The organism is Synechococcus sp. CS-603 (assembly GCF_977929215.1).
Map to the genome: position 1 here is coordinate 343,710 of NZ_OZ376778.1, position 15,757 is coordinate 359,466.

General features: G+C 58.8%; 15 protein-coding genes. 5 read left to right on the forward strand and 10 right to left on the reverse strand.

Going from position 1 to position 15,757, the window contains the following annotated elements:
* Positions 1-26 precede the first annotated feature (26 nt).
* Positions 27-1,982, forward strand: a complete 1,956-nt coding sequence (locus tag ACXMDM_RS01795) for an alpha-amylase family protein (protein WP_071800357.1) — start codon at positions 27-29, stop codon at positions 1,980-1,982.
* 19 nt (positions 1,983-2,001) lie between these two features.
* Here the strand turns inward: ACXMDM_RS01795 and ACXMDM_RS01800 are convergent, their stop codons facing one another.
* Positions 2,002-2,880, reverse strand: a complete 879-nt coding sequence (locus ACXMDM_RS01800; RefSeq protein ID WP_233831115.1) for an MOSC domain-containing protein — start codon at positions 2,878-2,880, stop codon at positions 2,002-2,004.
* Positions 2,881-3,309: 429 nt separating this feature from the next.
* Here ACXMDM_RS01800 and ACXMDM_RS01805 point away from each other — a divergent pair, with 429 nt between their 5' ends.
* Both ACXMDM_RS01805 and ACXMDM_RS01810 read left to right on the forward strand, forming a co-directional pair.
* Complete coding sequence (locus tag ACXMDM_RS01805) at positions 3,310-4,074, forward strand: alpha/beta hydrolase (RefSeq protein WP_071801997.1); 765 nt, start codon at positions 3,310-3,312, stop codon at positions 4,072-4,074.
* Between the two features lie 241 nt (positions 4,075-4,315).
* Entirely contained in the window at positions 4,316-4,654 is a 339-nt protein-coding gene (locus ACXMDM_RS01810) for a hypothetical protein (RefSeq protein ID WP_145536945.1), read from the forward strand.
* Positions 4,655-4,749: 95 nt separating this feature from the next.
* Here ACXMDM_RS01810 and ACXMDM_RS01815 read toward each other — a convergent pair whose 3' ends face one another.
* The 4 genes from ACXMDM_RS01815 to ACXMDM_RS01830 form a co-directional block, all read right to left on the reverse strand.
* The gene (locus tag ACXMDM_RS01815; protein ID WP_233831118.1) at positions 4,750-5,466 is read right to left on the reverse strand and encodes a proteasome-type protease; all 717 of its coding nucleotides are present in this window, start codon (positions 5,464-5,466) and stop codon (positions 4,750-4,752) included.
* 35 nt (positions 5,467-5,501) lie between these two features.
* A complete protein-coding gene (locus ACXMDM_RS01820; protein WP_071801998.1) occupies positions 5,502-6,305 on the reverse strand; it encodes an N-formylglutamate amidohydrolase in 804 nt (267 codons plus the stop codon).
* A 24-nt stretch (positions 6,306-6,329) separates the two neighbouring features.
* Positions 6,330-6,701 (reverse strand): VOC family protein, encoded by a 372-nt coding sequence (locus tag ACXMDM_RS01825; protein WP_071800360.1) that lies wholly within the window; start codon positions 6,699-6,701, stop codon positions 6,330-6,332.
* Positions 6,702-6,783: 82 nt separating this feature from the next.
* Complete coding sequence (locus ACXMDM_RS01830) at positions 6,784-8,439, reverse strand: SulP family inorganic anion transporter (RefSeq protein ID WP_120352758.1); 1,656 nt, start codon at positions 8,437-8,439, stop codon at positions 6,784-6,786.
* A 250-nt stretch (positions 8,440-8,689) separates the two neighbouring features.
* On the opposite strand from ACXMDM_RS01830, the gene ACXMDM_RS01835 reads away from it, so the two are divergent.
* Positions 8,690-10,186, forward strand: a complete 1,497-nt coding sequence (locus tag ACXMDM_RS01835; protein WP_233831121.1) for an alpha/beta hydrolase family protein — start codon at positions 8,690-8,692, stop codon at positions 10,184-10,186.
* Between the two features lie 80 nt (positions 10,187-10,266).
* Here ACXMDM_RS01835 and ACXMDM_RS01840 read toward each other — a convergent pair whose 3' ends face one another.
* On the reverse strand, positions 10,267-11,028 hold the full coding sequence (locus tag ACXMDM_RS01840; protein ID WP_071800363.1) for a response regulator transcription factor: 762 nt from the start codon (positions 11,026-11,028) through the stop codon (positions 10,267-10,269).
* 159 nt (positions 11,029-11,187) lie between these two features.
* Positions 11,188-12,141, reverse strand: a complete 954-nt coding sequence (locus ACXMDM_RS01845; protein ID WP_071799713.1) for an IS1595 family transposase — start codon at positions 12,139-12,141, stop codon at positions 11,188-11,190.
* A gap of 332 nt (positions 12,142-12,473) precedes the next feature.
* Between ACXMDM_RS01845 and ACXMDM_RS01850 the strand changes: the two genes are divergently transcribed.
* On the forward strand, positions 12,474-13,952 hold the full coding sequence (locus ACXMDM_RS01850; protein ID WP_259723221.1) for an alpha-amylase: 1,479 nt from the start codon (positions 12,474-12,476) through the stop codon (positions 13,950-13,952).
* Between the two features lie 84 nt (positions 13,953-14,036).
* On the opposite strand, the gene ACXMDM_RS01855 is transcribed toward ACXMDM_RS01850, so the two are convergent.
* The 3 genes from ACXMDM_RS01855 to ACXMDM_RS01865 form a co-directional block, all read right to left on the reverse strand.
* Positions 14,037-14,276 carry a CsbD family protein gene (locus ACXMDM_RS01855; RefSeq protein WP_311134186.1) on the reverse strand — a complete coding sequence of 80 codons (240 nt, stop codon included), beginning with the start codon at positions 14,274-14,276 and terminating at the stop codon, positions 14,037-14,039.
* Positions 14,277-14,391: 115 nt separating this feature from the next.
* A complete protein-coding gene (locus ACXMDM_RS01860; protein ID WP_071800365.1) occupies positions 14,392-15,090 on the reverse strand; it encodes a hypothetical protein in 699 nt (232 codons plus the stop codon).
* Positions 15,091-15,345: 255 nt separating this feature from the next.
* Positions 15,346-15,573, reverse strand: coding sequence for a CsbD family protein (locus ACXMDM_RS01865; protein WP_311134035.1), 228 nt, complete (start codon positions 15,571-15,573; stop codon positions 15,346-15,348).
* Between the last annotated feature and the right edge of the window lie 184 nt (positions 15,574-15,757).

Sequence of the window (15,757 nt, forward strand, 5' to 3'; positions counted from 1 at the left end):
CAGATCAGCTCTCCCCCTTGTCTTGAATGTACGAACAAGTTTCCCATTCCCTGCTGAATTCGATCCTCAACGATCTCAAGCCCGAAATTCGCCGCCAAGACCTACGCCATTTCTACACACGGCTGGGGGCAAATTTCTATGCCATCCACTCCCTGTTCAGCACGCTCTACGGCCACCGCGATGATTTCAACATCCAGATCCTAAATCTGGTTGAAACGATGGCGACGGGCTACATCCAACGCAGCGCCGAGTTGGAGGAGCTCGACATGGAGCGGGAGCGTGACCACAACTGGTTTCTCTCCCAGAAGTGGGTGGGGATGGCTCTTTACACCAATGGGTTCGCCGAAAACCTGGAAGACCTGCTCCACAACAGGATCGGCTACCTCCAGGAGCTGGGCATCAACATGGTGCACATCATGCCGATTCTGAAATGTCCAGTTGGCCAGAGTGATGGTGGTTATGCCGTAAGCGACTTCCGGCAGATCGATGAGCGCGTGGGAACACTCAACACATTTCGCCAAGTGGCTGATGAGTTTCGCAAGCGCGAGATCCTGCTGGTTCATGACATCATTTTGAATCACACCTCCGATGAACACGCGTGGGCCCAGAAGGCCAAGGCAGGGGAGACTCACTACCAGGATTATTACTACACTTTCGAAGATCGGCGGATTCCCGATATCTACGAGCAAAGCATGCCGCAGGTGTTCCCTGGAACCGATCCCGGCAACTTCACCTGGAGTGGGGAGATGCAGCGCTGGGTGATGAGTGTGTTTCATCACTACCAGTGGGACCTGAATTACTCCAATCCAGAGGTGCTGATCCAGATCGTCGATATCATTCTGTTCTGGGCCAATCAGGGTGTCGATGTGCTCCGCCTTGATGCGGTGGCCTTTCTCTGGAAGCGGCTTGGCAGCACCTGCCAGAACGAACGCAAGGCCCACCTGATCCTGCAGCTGCTCAAAGACTGCTGCCAGGTCACCGCGCCGAGCGTGCTGTTCATCGCCGAGGCGATCGTGGCGCCGGTGGAAGTCACCAAATACTTTGGCGAAGATGCGATCGTGGCCAAGGAATGCGAGGTGGCCTACAACGCCACCTTGATGGCGTTGCTCTGGGATGCCACCGCCACCAAGAACGCCAAACTTCTCTGCCAGGGCCTCAAGAGCCTGCCAGGCAAGCTGGACCGGGCCACCTGGCTGAACTACGTCCGCTGCCATGACGACATCGGCTTCGGCTTTGATGATCAGGACATCCGGGCCGTCGGCTATGAACCCCGCGCCCACCGTCGTTTCCTCACCGACTATTTCACCGGCAGCTTCGACGGCCAGGCCAGGGGGCTGGCCTTCAACCGCGACGATGCCACAGGCGATGCCCGAATCTGCGGTTCGTTGGCTTCACTGGCGGGCCTGGAAACCGCACTGGAAGCCGACGATCAGGCCCTGATCCAAGCGGCCATCGACCGGATCTTGCTGCTGCACGGCGTGATCCTGTCCTTCGGTGGCATCCCGCTGATCTACAACGGAGACGCCATCGGCACCCTCAACGATTACAGCTTCTCCGATGATCCCAGCAAGAGCCATGACAACCGCTGGGTGCACCGCAACAAGATCAATTGGAAACGGGCCGAGCGGCGCAACCAGGCGGGAACGGTGGAACACAGCCTGTTTGGGGCGATGCAAAAACTGATCGCCATCCGCAAGGAGATCCCCGCCTTCGCTGATTTCAACAACCGCGAACTGCTGCCCCTGGCGAATGATCATCTGCTCGGCATGGTGCGCTTCAACCCCCAGCGTCCCTCCGACCTGGTGGTGGTAATCGCCAATTTCGACAGCAGCGCCCATGGGATCGACCTGGAGACCCTCTCCCGCCATGGCCTGAACCCAAGGGGCCGGCTGGTGGATCTCGCCAGCGGCCGCTCCCCACTCCTGCAGGACGGAGTTCTGGCCGTTGGCGGCCAGCAGTTCCACTGGCTAACCGAAACCTGAGCCCCGTCACGCCGGCCAATCAGCCCAGCAACACCACCGGATCCCCAAGCTTGAGGGCACCCGGCCGCAGCACCGAGAGCCGGATGCCTGCTTCCACCTTGTTATGGCGAGCGGTCGCCCGCAGGATTTCGAGGTTCTGAGGCAAGGCGCCCTGGGCCAGGGTGGTGACCACACAGCGCGGGCAGGCGTCGTCAACCCGCAGCTCCAGTTGATCGCCCAGTCGCAGCGTGCGGCCGATCCAGCCCGCCTCCACAAAGCCTTCGGCGCCTGCTTCCGGCTCGATCAGCAGGTTGGGGCGGAAGCGCTCTGCAGCGAAATCGAGCCCAGGCGCCAGGGCCCGCAAACGCTCCAGGCTGGCGGTGGTGATGGCGTGGATCGGGCAGGAATCGAAGAAGGTGCCATGGGGCAGCACCAGTTCGTTGACCACGTTCTGGAAATCACGCTCCGGCACTTCAGGCCAGTACTGATCTAGGCTGGCGTCCTGCGGGGCGCGATCGAGCAGGCTCACCTGGCGCCCAAGCAGGCCGGAGAGCCGCCTGGCCAGATCTGGGCCTGAGCTGAGCAGGTCGGGGCTTTCGGATTGTCCGTTGGCGAACCCCACCGGCGTGATCGCCACCGGCGGGGGGAGCGCCTCAGCCTCGGGTTCCGCCAGATAGCGGGCCCGATAGCCGAGCAATTCACTCCAGAGGCGCGGGTTCTTGGCACTGGCCACCCGGGAGGTGGCGTGATCCCAGAGGGCCCAGCCGCGGTCACCGCAGCCCCCCCGTCTGTCAACCGAGAGGCACTGCAGCGATTCCCCCAGCATCGATTTCACGGGGTAGCGCCAGAGCGCGGCCACCCGGCCCAGCAGCTGCGACGTGTCGCGTGAGACCAGCTCCGCGCCCATTGTCTCCACCATTCCTTCTGCGGCCGACCGCCGTTGAAACCGGAACCATCCAAGCCCCAGCCTGGAGGCGACAACGTTCGCAGCAGACCGGAGCTGAAGCCGACTGAAACCAGCCGTGACTATCTGCGTAGTCCCCCCCTCTGCCACTGGCCCGGCTACCACTGATCAGTCGACAACGCTTGATCCGCAGCAACTGCAGCAGGCCGTGGAACTCCGGCACCAACGCTTCACGCTCCGCCGCATCGCCCGGGCGCCACTGACACCACATGGCGAGCTGCCCGCGCGTTGCTGGTCGAAACCGCTGGCTACCCCGCTACCTGGAGACCTGTAACGGCAGCAGGTGCCACATGGCTCTCGGTAACCTCAAGCCTCAGCAGTGCCTCAATCGGCTGCTGATCGCTGAATGACCTGGTGAGAAAACACACCTAGGCAATGATTCCAATGCATCGAAACTTTCTCGCAATCCCGCTTGCCATTGCCGCCACATACTTTTTGGGTGGGCTTTTATTGTTCTTCTTTCAGCGCAACTTGATTTATTTCCCCACCAGCAAGATTGATCATGATTTCAATGAGCTGATCCTCGAAAACGATGAGCAAAAGATTCGCGTCATCTCTTTAAATGAGGGGAACGAATCTGCGATTTTGTATTTTGGCGGCAATGCAGAGTCCATGGCGTTTACGGCCATGGAGTTTCAAGCCAGATTGCCATCATTCTCCATCTATTTAATGAATTACAGGGGCTATGGCGGAAGCTCGGGGTACCCAGAGGAAGATGGATTGTATGCTGATGCTTTGCAGCTCTATGACTCCCTAAGATCAATGTACAACGACGTCTTTGTTGTTGGGCGCAGCCTTGGCAGTGGAGTGGCAACCTATGTTGCATCCCAGCGTCCCGTCAGCAGATTAGTGCTAGTAACACCTTTCGATAGTGTCGAGAATGTCGCCCAAGAGCAATTTCCTTTTTATCCTATTTGGATCTTACTGAAAGACAAGTTTGATTCTGCGAGCAGGGCAAAAGCCATCGATTCAAAAGTATTGATCCTATCGGCGGATGGCGACAGGGTGATATCCAAAAAACGTACTGATAACTTAGCCGCCAGCCTGAGCCGCGTCCAGCTCACCCAAGTGGTGATCAACAACTCTGGGCATAATTCTCTTTCGGAAAACAACAAATTCTACAACGCAATCCATCAGTTTCTTCAGTGATGCCAGCCAAGATCAAAGGCACTTGTTTTGTAAGGCTATCCAAAGCGTGCAGGCAAAGATCTGAACCGAAGGGATAAAATGGGGCCGAGATTGATTCAGTCGCATCTTCGTTGATGGAAGCGGCTCGATCGCCGGCTCTTCATGAGATGGCTTCCATAAAATGAGAACTCTATCCAGCACGATCGGATCCCTTTAGGGTTGATCATTCCGCTGCGCGACCAACATGAAACCGTTCGCTCCGTTGGTGGCCCTGCTGGCTGCGATCACACCTGCCATGCCGGTTGTCGCTCAAGTGGGCCTTTCTATTCAGATCGGTCAGCCGAACGTCTACGGACCGATTCAGTCCGGCTTCTACGGCCGCAACCAACCTTTCTTTACGGCACCGCAGTTTTACTACCCAAGGCTCAGGTGTCATGCCTTTAACGGATGCAGCAGGCCAGTTTATTCTGTTCGCGATCAGTGGTATCGAACGAATAACATTCCCCGCCTCCGGCCGGAGAGGCGCTGGAAACAGGACAACGACAATCGCTCGCGACGACAGCAATTCCGCTACCGAAACAACAAAAGGGGCTGGTATTAGGCCTCTCGAGCACAGCTGGCTCTTCATTCACAACTGATCAATGCCAACCGAAAGCTTTTGATCAATGCCAGCTAAAAAATTTGAGCTCGAAAACCTCACCAAACCAGCTCTGGTAATTCACGAAACACTTGTCGAACCCCGGCACTCCACTCGTCGCTGAGTTGCCTGAAAAAGCTGTCGCCTTCAGCGAAACGGCGGCGGTGGGTGATCGCCAGGCTGTCGCGCTTGTAGACAATCAGGTCAATCGGCATCCCGACCGACAAATTGCTGCGAATCGTCGAATCAAATGAAACGAGCACGCACTTGGCCGTTTCCCCCAGCGTCGTGTCGGGATGGATCACGCGATCGATGATCGGCTTGCCATACTTCGCCTCACCCGTCTGTAGATAGGGTGTGGTATCGCTGGCTTCGATGAAATTGCCTTCGGCGTACATCCGAAACAGCCGGGGCGGCTCGCCCTTCAGCTGGCCGCCCACCAGAAACGACGCATTGAATCCGCCGCCCGATCCCTCCAGGTAGGGGCCATCACGCTGCCCGATCGCCCGCACCGCATCGGACACAAGCCCCATCACATCGAACATCGTCCGCGCCGTCCACACAGTGGCCTGGCCATCTCCTGCTTCGCCGCGCTGACGCAGCAGACCAATCACCGCCTGCGTACCAGCCAGACTGCCGGAGCTGAGCAGCACCAACACCCGATCGCCGGCGCGCTCAAACACCGTCATCTTCGAGAAGCTGGCGAAATCATCCAAGCCCGCATTCGTGCGCGAATCCGAGGCGAACACCATGCCGCTCTCCAGCAACACGGCCACGCAATAAGTCATGCCGCCTGCGGACGATCGAGTCCTCAGCCTAGGAAGGGCTTGGCGTCTGCGCCTGTCAGGAGCCCGTCCGCCAGGGATCTCTCCAGCACGCTGGCGAGCCGATCGGCCCACTCCTGCTGGCCTGACTCCGTGGCCAGCAGATCCTGGCGGATCTCCAGCTCCACATGGGGAATCCGGCGCCGCTCACCGTGTTCCACCACCGTGTAATCGGTGCTGTCGCTAAGCGCATAGGGCTGGTTCTCCCCCACCAGGAGCCCCGGCTCGCGCCGCAGCTCCTGGCGCAGACGCCCAGCCAGGCGCCCGTCGCGGCCGTGCAGCACGCCCACAGGCCAGGGGCGCACCACGCCGGCGTACACCGGCGTGAAACTGTGCAGGGCCACAAGCACGCTTGGCTGCCCTCGCTGGAGACGGGAATCGAGCTCAGCGGCGATGCGGCGGTGGTAGGGCTCAAACAGTTCCTCGATCCGTTGCCGCCGCGCGGCAGACGAAAGCGTCTGGTTGGCGGCAATGGCTGTGTGCTCGCTGTGGTCAACGATCGAGTCCGTCGCCTCAAGCGGCCGGTTGGGGTCGATCACCAGCCGTGAGTAGTTGTGCAGGATCAAGAAGGCATCGAGTTGGGCCGATAGGCCTTCGGCCAGCCCGGCCACGCCCAGATCCCAGGCCACATGGGTCTCCAGCACCTGATCACTCAAGTGGAGGCGATTCAGGCTGCGGGGAATGGCGCGGCCGGCATGGTCGGCAGTAAGAAAAAAAGCTGATTCGCCAGCGGGGCGAACAAGGCGAAACACGGCCGGATCGTTCGCCCCCAGCAGCGGTTCTGGGTTCATCTTGGCCCGCTCTTCAACAGCCACTCACTTGAGCGAATGCAGGCCAATCGGATTGCCTTCCGTGTCGATCACCATCGAGATGAAGCCAAATTCACCGATCGCCATCTTTGGGCGACACACCGTTCCGCCGGCGGCGGCCACACGGCTCTCCTCCAGTGCGCAGTCTGCGCAGGCGAAGTAGACCGTTGTGCCACCCTTGCCAGGTTCAGCACCCTGCATCTGCATCAGCGCCCCACCGGCACCCACCACGCCGTCGTCCATCGGGAAGCACCAATAGGCCATGCCGTCCTGGGACATGTCCTCAAGCGTGACCTGGAAGACAGCGCTGTAGAACGCCTTGGCGCGCTCCATGTCGGCAACGTTGAGCTCGAACCAGCTGACGGGATTGACAGGCATCACTGCATTGGTTGAGGCAAATCCAAGCCTAGACCCGTCATTCCTTGCCTGGCCAGGCAGGGACGCTGACGCAGCGAGTGCTTCAGCCCAACGCTTCAACCGCATGAACGAGCGCTTGGTGGCGGGTGAGGTCGATGTGATTTTGAGGAAGCTGTTCATAGAGCTTGAGTTTCTCCAGACGCTTCAAGGTGGTGCCGCGGGCCCCCACCACATAGACGTTGCGGCCCACCTCAATTGCCTCTTCGACGGCGTTCTCGATCGCTAGTGCAGCGGTGAGTCCGAGATGCACCACCTCGCTGAGATCGAAGATCACGGCATCACAGTCTGCGATGGCATTGTGTTCCCGGTTGATCGCTTTGGCCACCCCGAAGATCATGGCGCCGTTGAGCTGGAAGAGCAGCACGCGGCCGCCGCCCTGGTTGAGCAGGACACGTTCGGAATCGCTGAGTTCGGCATCATTGTCACCCGTGCAGACTGATTTCACAGCCCGCGTCTGCATGCTGTTCATCTTGTCAATCGTGATGATATTGGCCAGGAAAATGCCCACGCCCACCGCCACCATCAGGTCGACGAGCACGGTGAGCGCCACCACCAGATAGGTGATCAGGGCACCCTTGGGCGAGAGCTGGGGCACCCGGCGCAGGAAGCCCCAGTCGACGATGTCGATCCCCACCTTGAAGACGATCGCCGCCAGCACGGCCAGTGGAATCCGCGAGGCCAGGCCTGAGCCGGCCAGGATCATCAGGGCGAGGATCAGCGCGCGCAGGATGCCCGACAGGGCGGTGCGGCCGCCGGCCTGGATGTTGACCACCGTGGCGGTGGTCGCCCCCGATCCAGGCAGGGCTCCGCAGAGGCCGGCCACGATGTTGGCGAGGCCCTGACCCACCAGCTCCTTGTCGGACTTGTGTTCGCTGCGGGTGAGGCTGTCGGAAACCAGACAGGTGAGCAGGCAGTCGATCGAACCGAGCATCCCCAGCAGGGCGGCATTGATCAGCACCAGCTGCAGCACATCGGGAGTGAGGGCCGGCAGGGTGAGCTGGGGCAGACCGCTGGGGATCACACCGATCCGGCGCAGCTCCACCCCCTGGAAGGCCACCAGGGAGATGGCCGTGCCAAGAAGCATGGCGAACAGCGGGGCCGGGATCAGCCGTTTGATCCGCTCCGGCGTCCACCAGAGAACGGCGAGGGTGATCAGGGCCAGCAGCGATTCCAGCGGTTGGACGCCCTGCAACAGCTGGGGCAGGCTCTGCAAGGTGCCGATCACACCCCCCGTGGGCTGGGCCTGACCGAGCAGGGGCCCGATCTGCAGCACGATCAGAATCGTGCCGATGCCGCTCATGAAGCCCGAGATCACCGTGTAAGGCATCTGGGTGATGTAGCGGCCCAGGCGGAAGACGCCGTAGAGGATCTGGAACACCCCGGAGAGCATCACCACGGTGAAGGCGATCGCCAGGGCCTGGGCCGGGCTGTCGGCCTTGGTGGCGAGGTTGGCGAGCACCGCCGTGAACACCACCGTCATCGGCCCGGTGGGCTCGGAAATCAGCGCCGGTGTGCCGCCAAACAGGGCGGTGACCAGACCGATGATCGCTGCCGACCAGAGGCCGGCCGCCGCGCCAGCTCCGGAGGCCACCCCAAAGGCCAGGGCCAATGGCAAGGCGATGACGGCCGCGGTGAGCCCGCCGAAGAAATCACCGCGCAGGTTGTTGCGGCCAATGTGGTTGAGGATCTGGCTTGGCATAGGACTTGTCATTGACACAGGCAATGGTCATCGATGTTTGACGGACACCCGTGAAGAGAACGAAGGCGTCCGTTGGCTAGGGGGAAGATTCTTTTGGCCCATTCATGCCCAGCATGGGGGTGAAATCACCCTTTGATACCGGGAACTGATTAAGCACACACCTTGGACCCGCGTTCAACCCGCCCTGCGCTGGCGGTTCATCTCCAACGGCGGCGGCAGCGGCCTGGCGGTTCTGGGGCTGGTTCTGGGGTTGGGGGCTCCCGCCCGTGCCCTCGAAGAGATCGTGGTGCCGCTGCCCCTGCTGCAAACCAATCTCACGGTGAAACTGGCTGAGTTGCGCAACCCCAGCAGCCTGTTGCGAGGCGACAGCGATCTGGCCCAGCTGGATCAGGCCAGCAATGGGGCCTTGGGTCGCAAGCTCGTGGAACTGGTGAACACCCCGTTGCCATTGGAGGTGAGTCGCTTCATCGACACGTCCGTGGAATCGCCGCTTCTAAACGAGGCCTTGGCGATCGTTGCGGCCATTTTCCAGGTCAAGGGATTGCCCCAGGAGCTCGACGGCAGCCAACTGGCGGCCGTCTTCAACCGAGCCGGCACCAACAAGACGTCGCCCACCCTGCTCGATCTGCTCGAAGCGATCCCGGGGCAGTCGGCCAGCCTGGATCTCGAGCAGGCCGTGTTGGCTGTGGACCGGCTGATCCGTCAGCAGGCGGAAGGTGAACGGTTGGCAAAGACGATTCCCGCGGCGGACATCGATCCTGCCTTGAGTCAGCTGGGGCCGCGGGCGATCCGCTTGGCCCAGCAGACCATCCCGGTGAGCTACCGGCCCGAGCCGCTCTCGGTCGTGTCGGTGGTGCCGAGAACAGGGGCCAACGGCCGGCTGGTGGTGATCTCCCACGGCCTCTGGGACGATCCCGAGAGCTTTGAGGGCTGGGGGAAGCACCTGGCCAGCCATGGCTACACGGTGCTGATCCCCCGCCACCCCGGCAGCGACCTCAGCCAGCAGCGGTCCATGCTCGCCGGCGAAGCGCCGCCGCCCAACCCCGACGACATGATCCTGCGGCCGATGGACATCTCGGCAGCCATCGATGCCGCTGCCGCCGGCACGCTCAGCAACCTTCCCGCCAACCTGCGCACCGACGCGGTGGTGGGCATGGGCCAGTCGTGGGGGGCGACGGACATGCTGCAACTCGCAGGCGCAGAGCCCAGCAACGCCGGCATCATCAAGCGCTGCCCGGGCCTGCGCAATCCGTCGCGCAATCTCAGCTGGGTGCTCCAGTGCAGCTTCCTCGAATCGGCCAACCGGGCCGGGCGGGCTGATCCACGCATCAAGGCCGTGATGGCCGTGAGTCCGGTGACGTCGCTGCTGTTCGACGTGGGGGCAGCCGGCCAGATGAACGCCCGCGTGCTGCTGGTGAGCGGCACCCATGACTGGGTCGTTCCCTCCGGGCCAGAAGCCATCGTGCCGATGGCAGAGGAGGCCCGCAACGTGGGCGGCGGCCACCAGTTCGTGCTGGCCAAAGGCGGCACTCACTTCAACCTGCGCGCCACATTGGCGCAAGGGGGTGGCCCCCTGGGAGGCCTGTTGCTGGCCTGGACGAACGCCGCCTTCGCGGCAGGGCCTGCAGCGGCGCCGGGCCCCAACGCAGCGTTGCTGTTGCCGCCCGATGGCTGGGGGGACAACACCTATCCCTTGATGAACGTCACACCTCAGCTAAAAACGCTACCGGTGCCTGCCAATCCCTAAAGACACACTGAAGCGTTGAAACGACGCAACAGCAGGACGTTCGATCATCACCACAACCTGGATCAGGGCCTTGCCAAGGCTCAAGGAGCGGGGGCGGAATCAGCCTGCTTCGGATCAGAATCCGCAGGAAGTTCCAGGCAATACCCAGCTCCATACACCGTTTTGATGAAGCGGGGTTTGCGGGAATCGGGTTCCAGCTTGGTGCGCAGATGGCGAATGTGGGCCCGCATCGTCTCAACGTCGTCATCAGGCTCGTAGCCCCAGACTTCCTGAAGGATCTGCGGCGGTGGCACGGCATGGCCGTGGTGTTGGAGCAGGCAATGCAACAGATTGAATTCCAGACGGGTGAGCCGCACCGCTTTGTCGAACCAGACGGCCTCAAAGCGCTCACGCACCAAGGTGAGAGGACCAAAGCTGAGGATCTCGTTGGGCTTGGTGGAAAGCGTGGCGCGCTGGCTGCGGCGCAGCAGGGCCTTCACCCTGGCAAGCAACTCCTCAAGATCAAAGGGTTTGGTGAGGTAGTCATCGGCGCCTGAGTTGAAACCACTGACTTTGTCGTGGGTTTCGCCCATGGCCGTGATCATCAGGATCGGGACCCCGGCGCTGCGTTCATTCCGGCGTAACCGTTGGCAAACGGTGAGGCCGTCCACCTTGGGGAGCATCAGATCCAGCAGGATCAGGTCCGGGTTCTCCTGCATGGCCAGGGCCTGCCCTTTGATGCCGTCCTCCGCACATTCCAGCCGAAAACCAGCTTGTTCGAGAAAGGCAACCACCAGCTCCTGCATGTCTGGGTTGTCTTCAATCAGCAGGATGCAGGGCTTCGCCAGAAATTGCCTGGTCATCAGCGGCAGCAGGGAATGGTGATTGACAAAACCAGCGTTCGCAGATTATCACGACTGCTCCATTGCAGAACTGTTACCTGGCAGGGTGCTCTAGCAAGCCACCCACAATCGGGTAACGGCTGATACGCAGTAAGCAAAAAGGCTCAATGGCCAACTCGATTAGGTAGCAAACTCCGCACACCTCAGGAGTCGTTCCGGCCGTGCTTGACAGCTGCAGATGGCATGAACCACACGCTCGGTCATTGCCGCCAGATTGAACCGCCGATTGAAGCGGTAGCTGAAGGCGCCCAAGTAGCGATCAGCGTACTTTTCGAAGCGAAGGGCATGGAAGCTGCCGCTGAAGCTGGTTTTCAAGTTGCTGAGCACCGTGTTAATCCAACGGAATTCTGGTAATTCATTGGGATGACGACCCTTTACGACCACAGGATGATGGAAGCAACCGACTTCTGCAACGGCGCGAAAGCAAGCCAGCCCATCGGAGATCACTTCACAGCCTATCGCCAGTGAATCTTGGGCCCAATCAGCAATAGCGGCAAAAGAGAACGTGGGCACGGTGGCAAGTTTTATATACCGGGGGTGGCCCGCCTCATCGACAGAGACGGCTGCCACGACCGGCACCTTGTTCTCCGATCCACGACCAGGCTTGCCACCACAGCGTTCTCCGCCAAGGTAGGCATCATCCACCTGCACCCTTCCTCTGAGGACATAGGCGCCATCACGTTCTTTCATTGCCTGCATGATCTTGTTCTGAAGCAACCATGCCGTTCGGTAGTTCACACCGAGATGACGCCTCAGAGCTAGTGAGGAGATTCCTGTCTTGGCTTGGCCGACGAGGTAGAAGGCAAGGAACCAGGTGGTCAGAGGTAACTTTGTTGCCTCCAAGATGGTACCGGCCGTGAGGGTGGCTTGATGACGACAGCTCCGGCACTGATAGCGCTTGTGGCGCCTGCCAATGATGAGCCCGTACTCCTTGCCCTCACAACGTGGGCAACGGAAACCATCAGGCCAGCGCGCCTGTTCCAGGGCAACTTCACATTTTTGCTCGGTTCCGTAGAGCTCAATAAACTGGGGCAGCGACAGGCTGGCCTGGAACTGGATCCGATTCATAGCCATGGCAGTGACGACTGGTATATGCGTACCAGCCTAGATCCCAAAAGGGCTGCCTGCGGAGCTTGCTGCCTAATCAAGATGGCCAATAGCGCCTGGAATGATGTGCCATTGGCCATTCCACAGTTCTGAGATAAGGCAAAGACAGAGAACTGGCTGCCTGGCCCGGGCAGACATCAACGAAGCTAGCAAGAGAGCAACGAGCCTGAAAGCCAAGCCAAGATGAACAAGCGCGCAGAAACTCCAGGAAATCTCTATGCAAACCAGCAGGAAAGACAAGGCACCCCTGTCAAACTACATAAGCCCTAAGCCAATTCCCGATAGGGAGTCGATGGAAAATGTCTGAGCTGAATGGCGTGATGATGCAATATTTCCACTGGTATAATGAACCCGATGGAAGTTTGTGGAACGAAGTTGCTGATAATGCTAAAGATCTGGCCGACGTAGGGATCACGGCACTCTGGCTTCCTCCCGCCTACAAGGGCAATGCAGGCGGTTACGACGTTGGCTACAGCGTTTATGACCTCTACGACCTGGGCGAGTTTGATCAAAAAGGAAGCATTCGTACAAAATACGGCAGCAAAGACGACTACGTGCGTGCGGTCGAAACCGCCAAAGAAGCAGGCATTCGTGTCTATGCCGACGTGGTCTTAAACCACAAGATGGGCGCTGACAACTTCGAAGAAGTGACAGCCACACCCATGAGCGAGGCCAACCGCCATGAAGCGATTGACGAACCACGCACGGTCAAAGTGTGGACCCATTTTAATTTTCCCGGTCGACAGGGTCAATATTCCGAAATGGAATGGCACTGGTGGCACTTTACGGCCATAGATTATGACGACAACAATCCAGATTACGAAGCTGTTTACCTTTTTGAAGGCAAACAGTTTGACGAGAATGTAGATCTAGAGAAAGGCGTTTTTGACTACCTCATGGGTTGCAACCTCGACATGAAGTCTGGGGAGGTGCGCGAGGCTCTCAATGACTGGGGGGCCTGGTACACCAAAACGACCGAGGTGGATGGCTTTCGCTTTGATGCGGTCAAGCACGTACGGGCCGGGTTCTTTCCACAATGGCTAGAGCATTGCCGCAAAACCTCCGGGCGCAGGCTGTTTGCCGTGGGTGAGTATTGGTCCTATGAAATTGAGGCCCTGCATCATTTTATCAAGGAAACGGGCGGAGATGTGCACCTGTTTGATGCGCCACTGCATTACAACTTTTGCGAAGCCAGCAAAGCCGGCAACGACTATGACCTCAGCACCATCTTCGACAATACCCTGGTGAAAGATCAGCCAGCCCTGGCCGTAACGCTGGTGGACAACCATGATTCTCAGCCGCTGCAATCACTCGAATCCGTTGTGGAGCCATGGTTCAAGCCCCTGGCCTACGCCCTGATCCTGCTGCGTCAGGATGGCTACCCTTGCATTTTCTACGCCGACTATTACGGCGCACACTACAAAGACAAGGGCAGCGACGGCGGCGAATACGAAATCTGGCTCGATAGCCACCGCTGGCTCATCGACAAGTTCTTGCTTGTACGCAGCAACTACGCCTACGGTGACCAGGTCGACTACTTTGACCACCCCAGCACCATCGGCTGGACGCGCTCAGGCGACAAGGACAACCCCGGCGGCATGGCGGTGCTGCTGAGCAGCGGTGATGATGGGCGCAAATGGATGGAGGTGGGCAAGCCCAACAGCGTTTTTCATGACATCACCGAACATATTTCAGATAGCGTCACCACTAACGACGAAGGCTGGGGGGAATTCAGCTGCAAGGGAGCTTCGGTGTCAGTCTGGGTGCCGAAGAACTAGGTATAAAAGAACAAAATAAATCTGCATACACTCCGAAAAGTGTATGCAGACTCGATTTGAAAGCCAAACAAACAGAACAACTAATCAGTTGATCGTGGCATGTGCGTCGTCTTTCATGTCTTCAACAGCATGTTGAACACTGGCGCGGGTTTGCTTGGCTTTGCCAGCAAGCTCATCTTCTTCTCTACCGGTTACCTTACCGAAGGTTTCCTGTGCCTTGCCTTCAAGGTCTTTGGCCGTAGCTTCAACCCTTTCACCTAATCCCATGATTGTCTCCTTTGTAATGGTCAACATCCAAGCAAGATGGATGTATGCAGTAACCATAGGCCATGCAAAGGGCTACAACTCACCAAATACCTTTGAACTTCCTTGAGTTCAGTTTGATTAAATCTGTAGCCTCGTCCATGTCTGCCGTTGATAGCTGGCATGAGCTCCTTGCTTACGTTGAGGCGGCAGAAAGCAGGGCTTCGGTCAGCTCATCAGGATCAGCATTGGAATCAGAACCTGGACCTGCATGGCCCAAGAGCTCGGGACGGTCAGCCAACGACTCGATCAGGGCAGAGAAAAAGTTGTCTTGATCATTGAGCATCAAGGCGCCCATGCTGCCCATCCTTCCACCGATGCACCAATCAACGGACCCATCCACTGCCGTGATCACCACCCCGGGGCGCTGGGGGAGAGAGTTTTGAATCTTCAATGGATCGCGACATGAAAAGAAGCCGTCGGCCTCTTCGGGTGTACAGCGAATTAAAGTGGCTGCTTGAGCCAATGGGCGGAAACGCCTGAGGATTTCCTGTGTCGGCATGGAGCCTGGCTCAAGCCCCCAGGACTGAGGCTTGCAGGCCACGTCCAGGGCAATCGCAACACCTTGTGGAATCGCACGCTCCAGCACCATCGTCAACGTTGTATTCTCTGTCGCACCAATCAGGGCATTACTGGTGATCTGAAGCCAGGAGGTCTTGGAGGCATCCGGCATCGTCACTTCCACCAGGCCAGCTGCCGTGGCAGTCGCAGAGTCTGCCTGTTCGAAGAGGGAAGCAAAGTCAGCATAAGCCTGATAGCAGGCCTCATCACTTGAAGCGAATGGCTCCTTGGCAGCAGGAGCGCTGTTGGTTGCATTCACAGTGTTATCAGTCATCAGAGTACAAATAGGGGTGGGCAATGAAAAAGTGTGCAGCGCTACTCAGCGTGACACGATGCAGTGGGACGACGACAAAAGACAGGCCAATGAAGAGCCATCAGCAACTCCTATCTCACTATCGGCAATGAGAGCTGAGGTTTGATGGTCAACTGAAGCGGCCTGAAACGCGAACTGCCATGGATTGTTCTCGGCCAATGTTCGGCATTCACAGCCTGGGTGAAAAGGCCACGACAAGAACAAGCACAGCCGAAACTATCGGCTAGCAAAGGATTGCGTATCGCAAGCCACCTGATCAGTATTGTGCTCGCCGCCAGCTTCAGCTTGCTTGGCTTTGCCTGCTAATTCACTCTGTTCATTTCCAATAACCTTGCCGAGCTGTTCCTGGATCTTGCCTTCAATATCCTTGGCAGTGGCCGCCACTTTCTGAGTCAAACCCATCATAACCTCGATTGTTTGCGCATCCGCAAAAGTTGGATGCATGCGCTCAAGATAAAACAGGGCACAAGGAGGTCGCCACCGTTAATCCATCATCATCCTTGAGTCCTTATGGATTAATTCTGGGATTTGAGAACTGGCTTTCGCAAGTACAGCTTAGATGAGATCGTACCTCCACGAGAACGATCCCATGCCTGCTGGAATACTCCCTGGAATACTCCGCAGAAGG

What these genes read in the sequence shown, in the direction of transcription:
- ACXMDM_RS01855 (WP_311134186.1), bottom strand. Translation starts at nt 14,276, where the DNA reads ATGGTTACTGCATACATCCATCTTGCTTGGATGTTGACCATTACAAAG.
- ACXMDM_RS01850 (WP_259723221.1), top strand. Translation starts at nt 12,474, where the DNA reads ATGTCTGAGCTGAATGGCGTGATGATGCAATATTTCCACTGGTATAAT.
- ACXMDM_RS01865 (WP_311134035.1), bottom strand. Translation starts at nt 15,573, where the DNA reads ATGCATCCAACTTTTGCGGATGCGCAAACAATCGAGGTTATGATGGGT.
- ACXMDM_RS01795 (WP_071800357.1), top strand. Translation starts at nt 27, where the DNA reads ATGTACGAACAAGTTTCCCATTCCCTGCTGAATTCGATCCTCAACGAT.
- ACXMDM_RS01825 (WP_071800360.1), bottom strand. Translation starts at nt 6,701, where the DNA reads ATGCCTGTCAATCCCGTCAGCTGGTTCGAGCTCAACGTTGCCGACATG.
- ACXMDM_RS01830 (WP_120352758.1), bottom strand. Translation starts at nt 8,439, where the DNA reads ATGCCAAGCCAGATCCTCAACCACATTGGCCGCAACAACCTGCGCGGT.
- ACXMDM_RS01805 (WP_071801997.1), top strand. Translation starts at nt 3,310, where the DNA reads ATGCATCGAAACTTTCTCGCAATCCCGCTTGCCATTGCCGCCACATAC.
- ACXMDM_RS01820 (WP_071801998.1), bottom strand. Translation starts at nt 6,305, where the DNA reads ATGAACCCAGAACCGCTGCTGGGGGCGAACGATCCGGCCGTGTTTCGC.
- ACXMDM_RS01840 (WP_071800363.1), bottom strand. Translation starts at nt 11,028, where the DNA reads ATGACCAGGCAATTTCTGGCGAAGCCCTGCATCCTGCTGATTGAAGAC.
- ACXMDM_RS01800 (WP_233831115.1), bottom strand. Translation starts at nt 2,880, where the DNA reads ATGGTGGAGACAATGGGCGCGGAGCTGGTCTCACGCGACACGTCGCAG.
- ACXMDM_RS01845 (WP_071799713.1), bottom strand. Translation starts at nt 12,141, where the DNA reads ATGGCTATGAATCGGATCCAGTTCCAGGCCAGCCTGTCGCTGCCCCAG.
- ACXMDM_RS01860 (WP_071800365.1), bottom strand. Translation starts at nt 15,090, where the DNA reads ATGACTGATAACACTGTGAATGCAACCAACAGCGCTCCTGCTGCCAAG.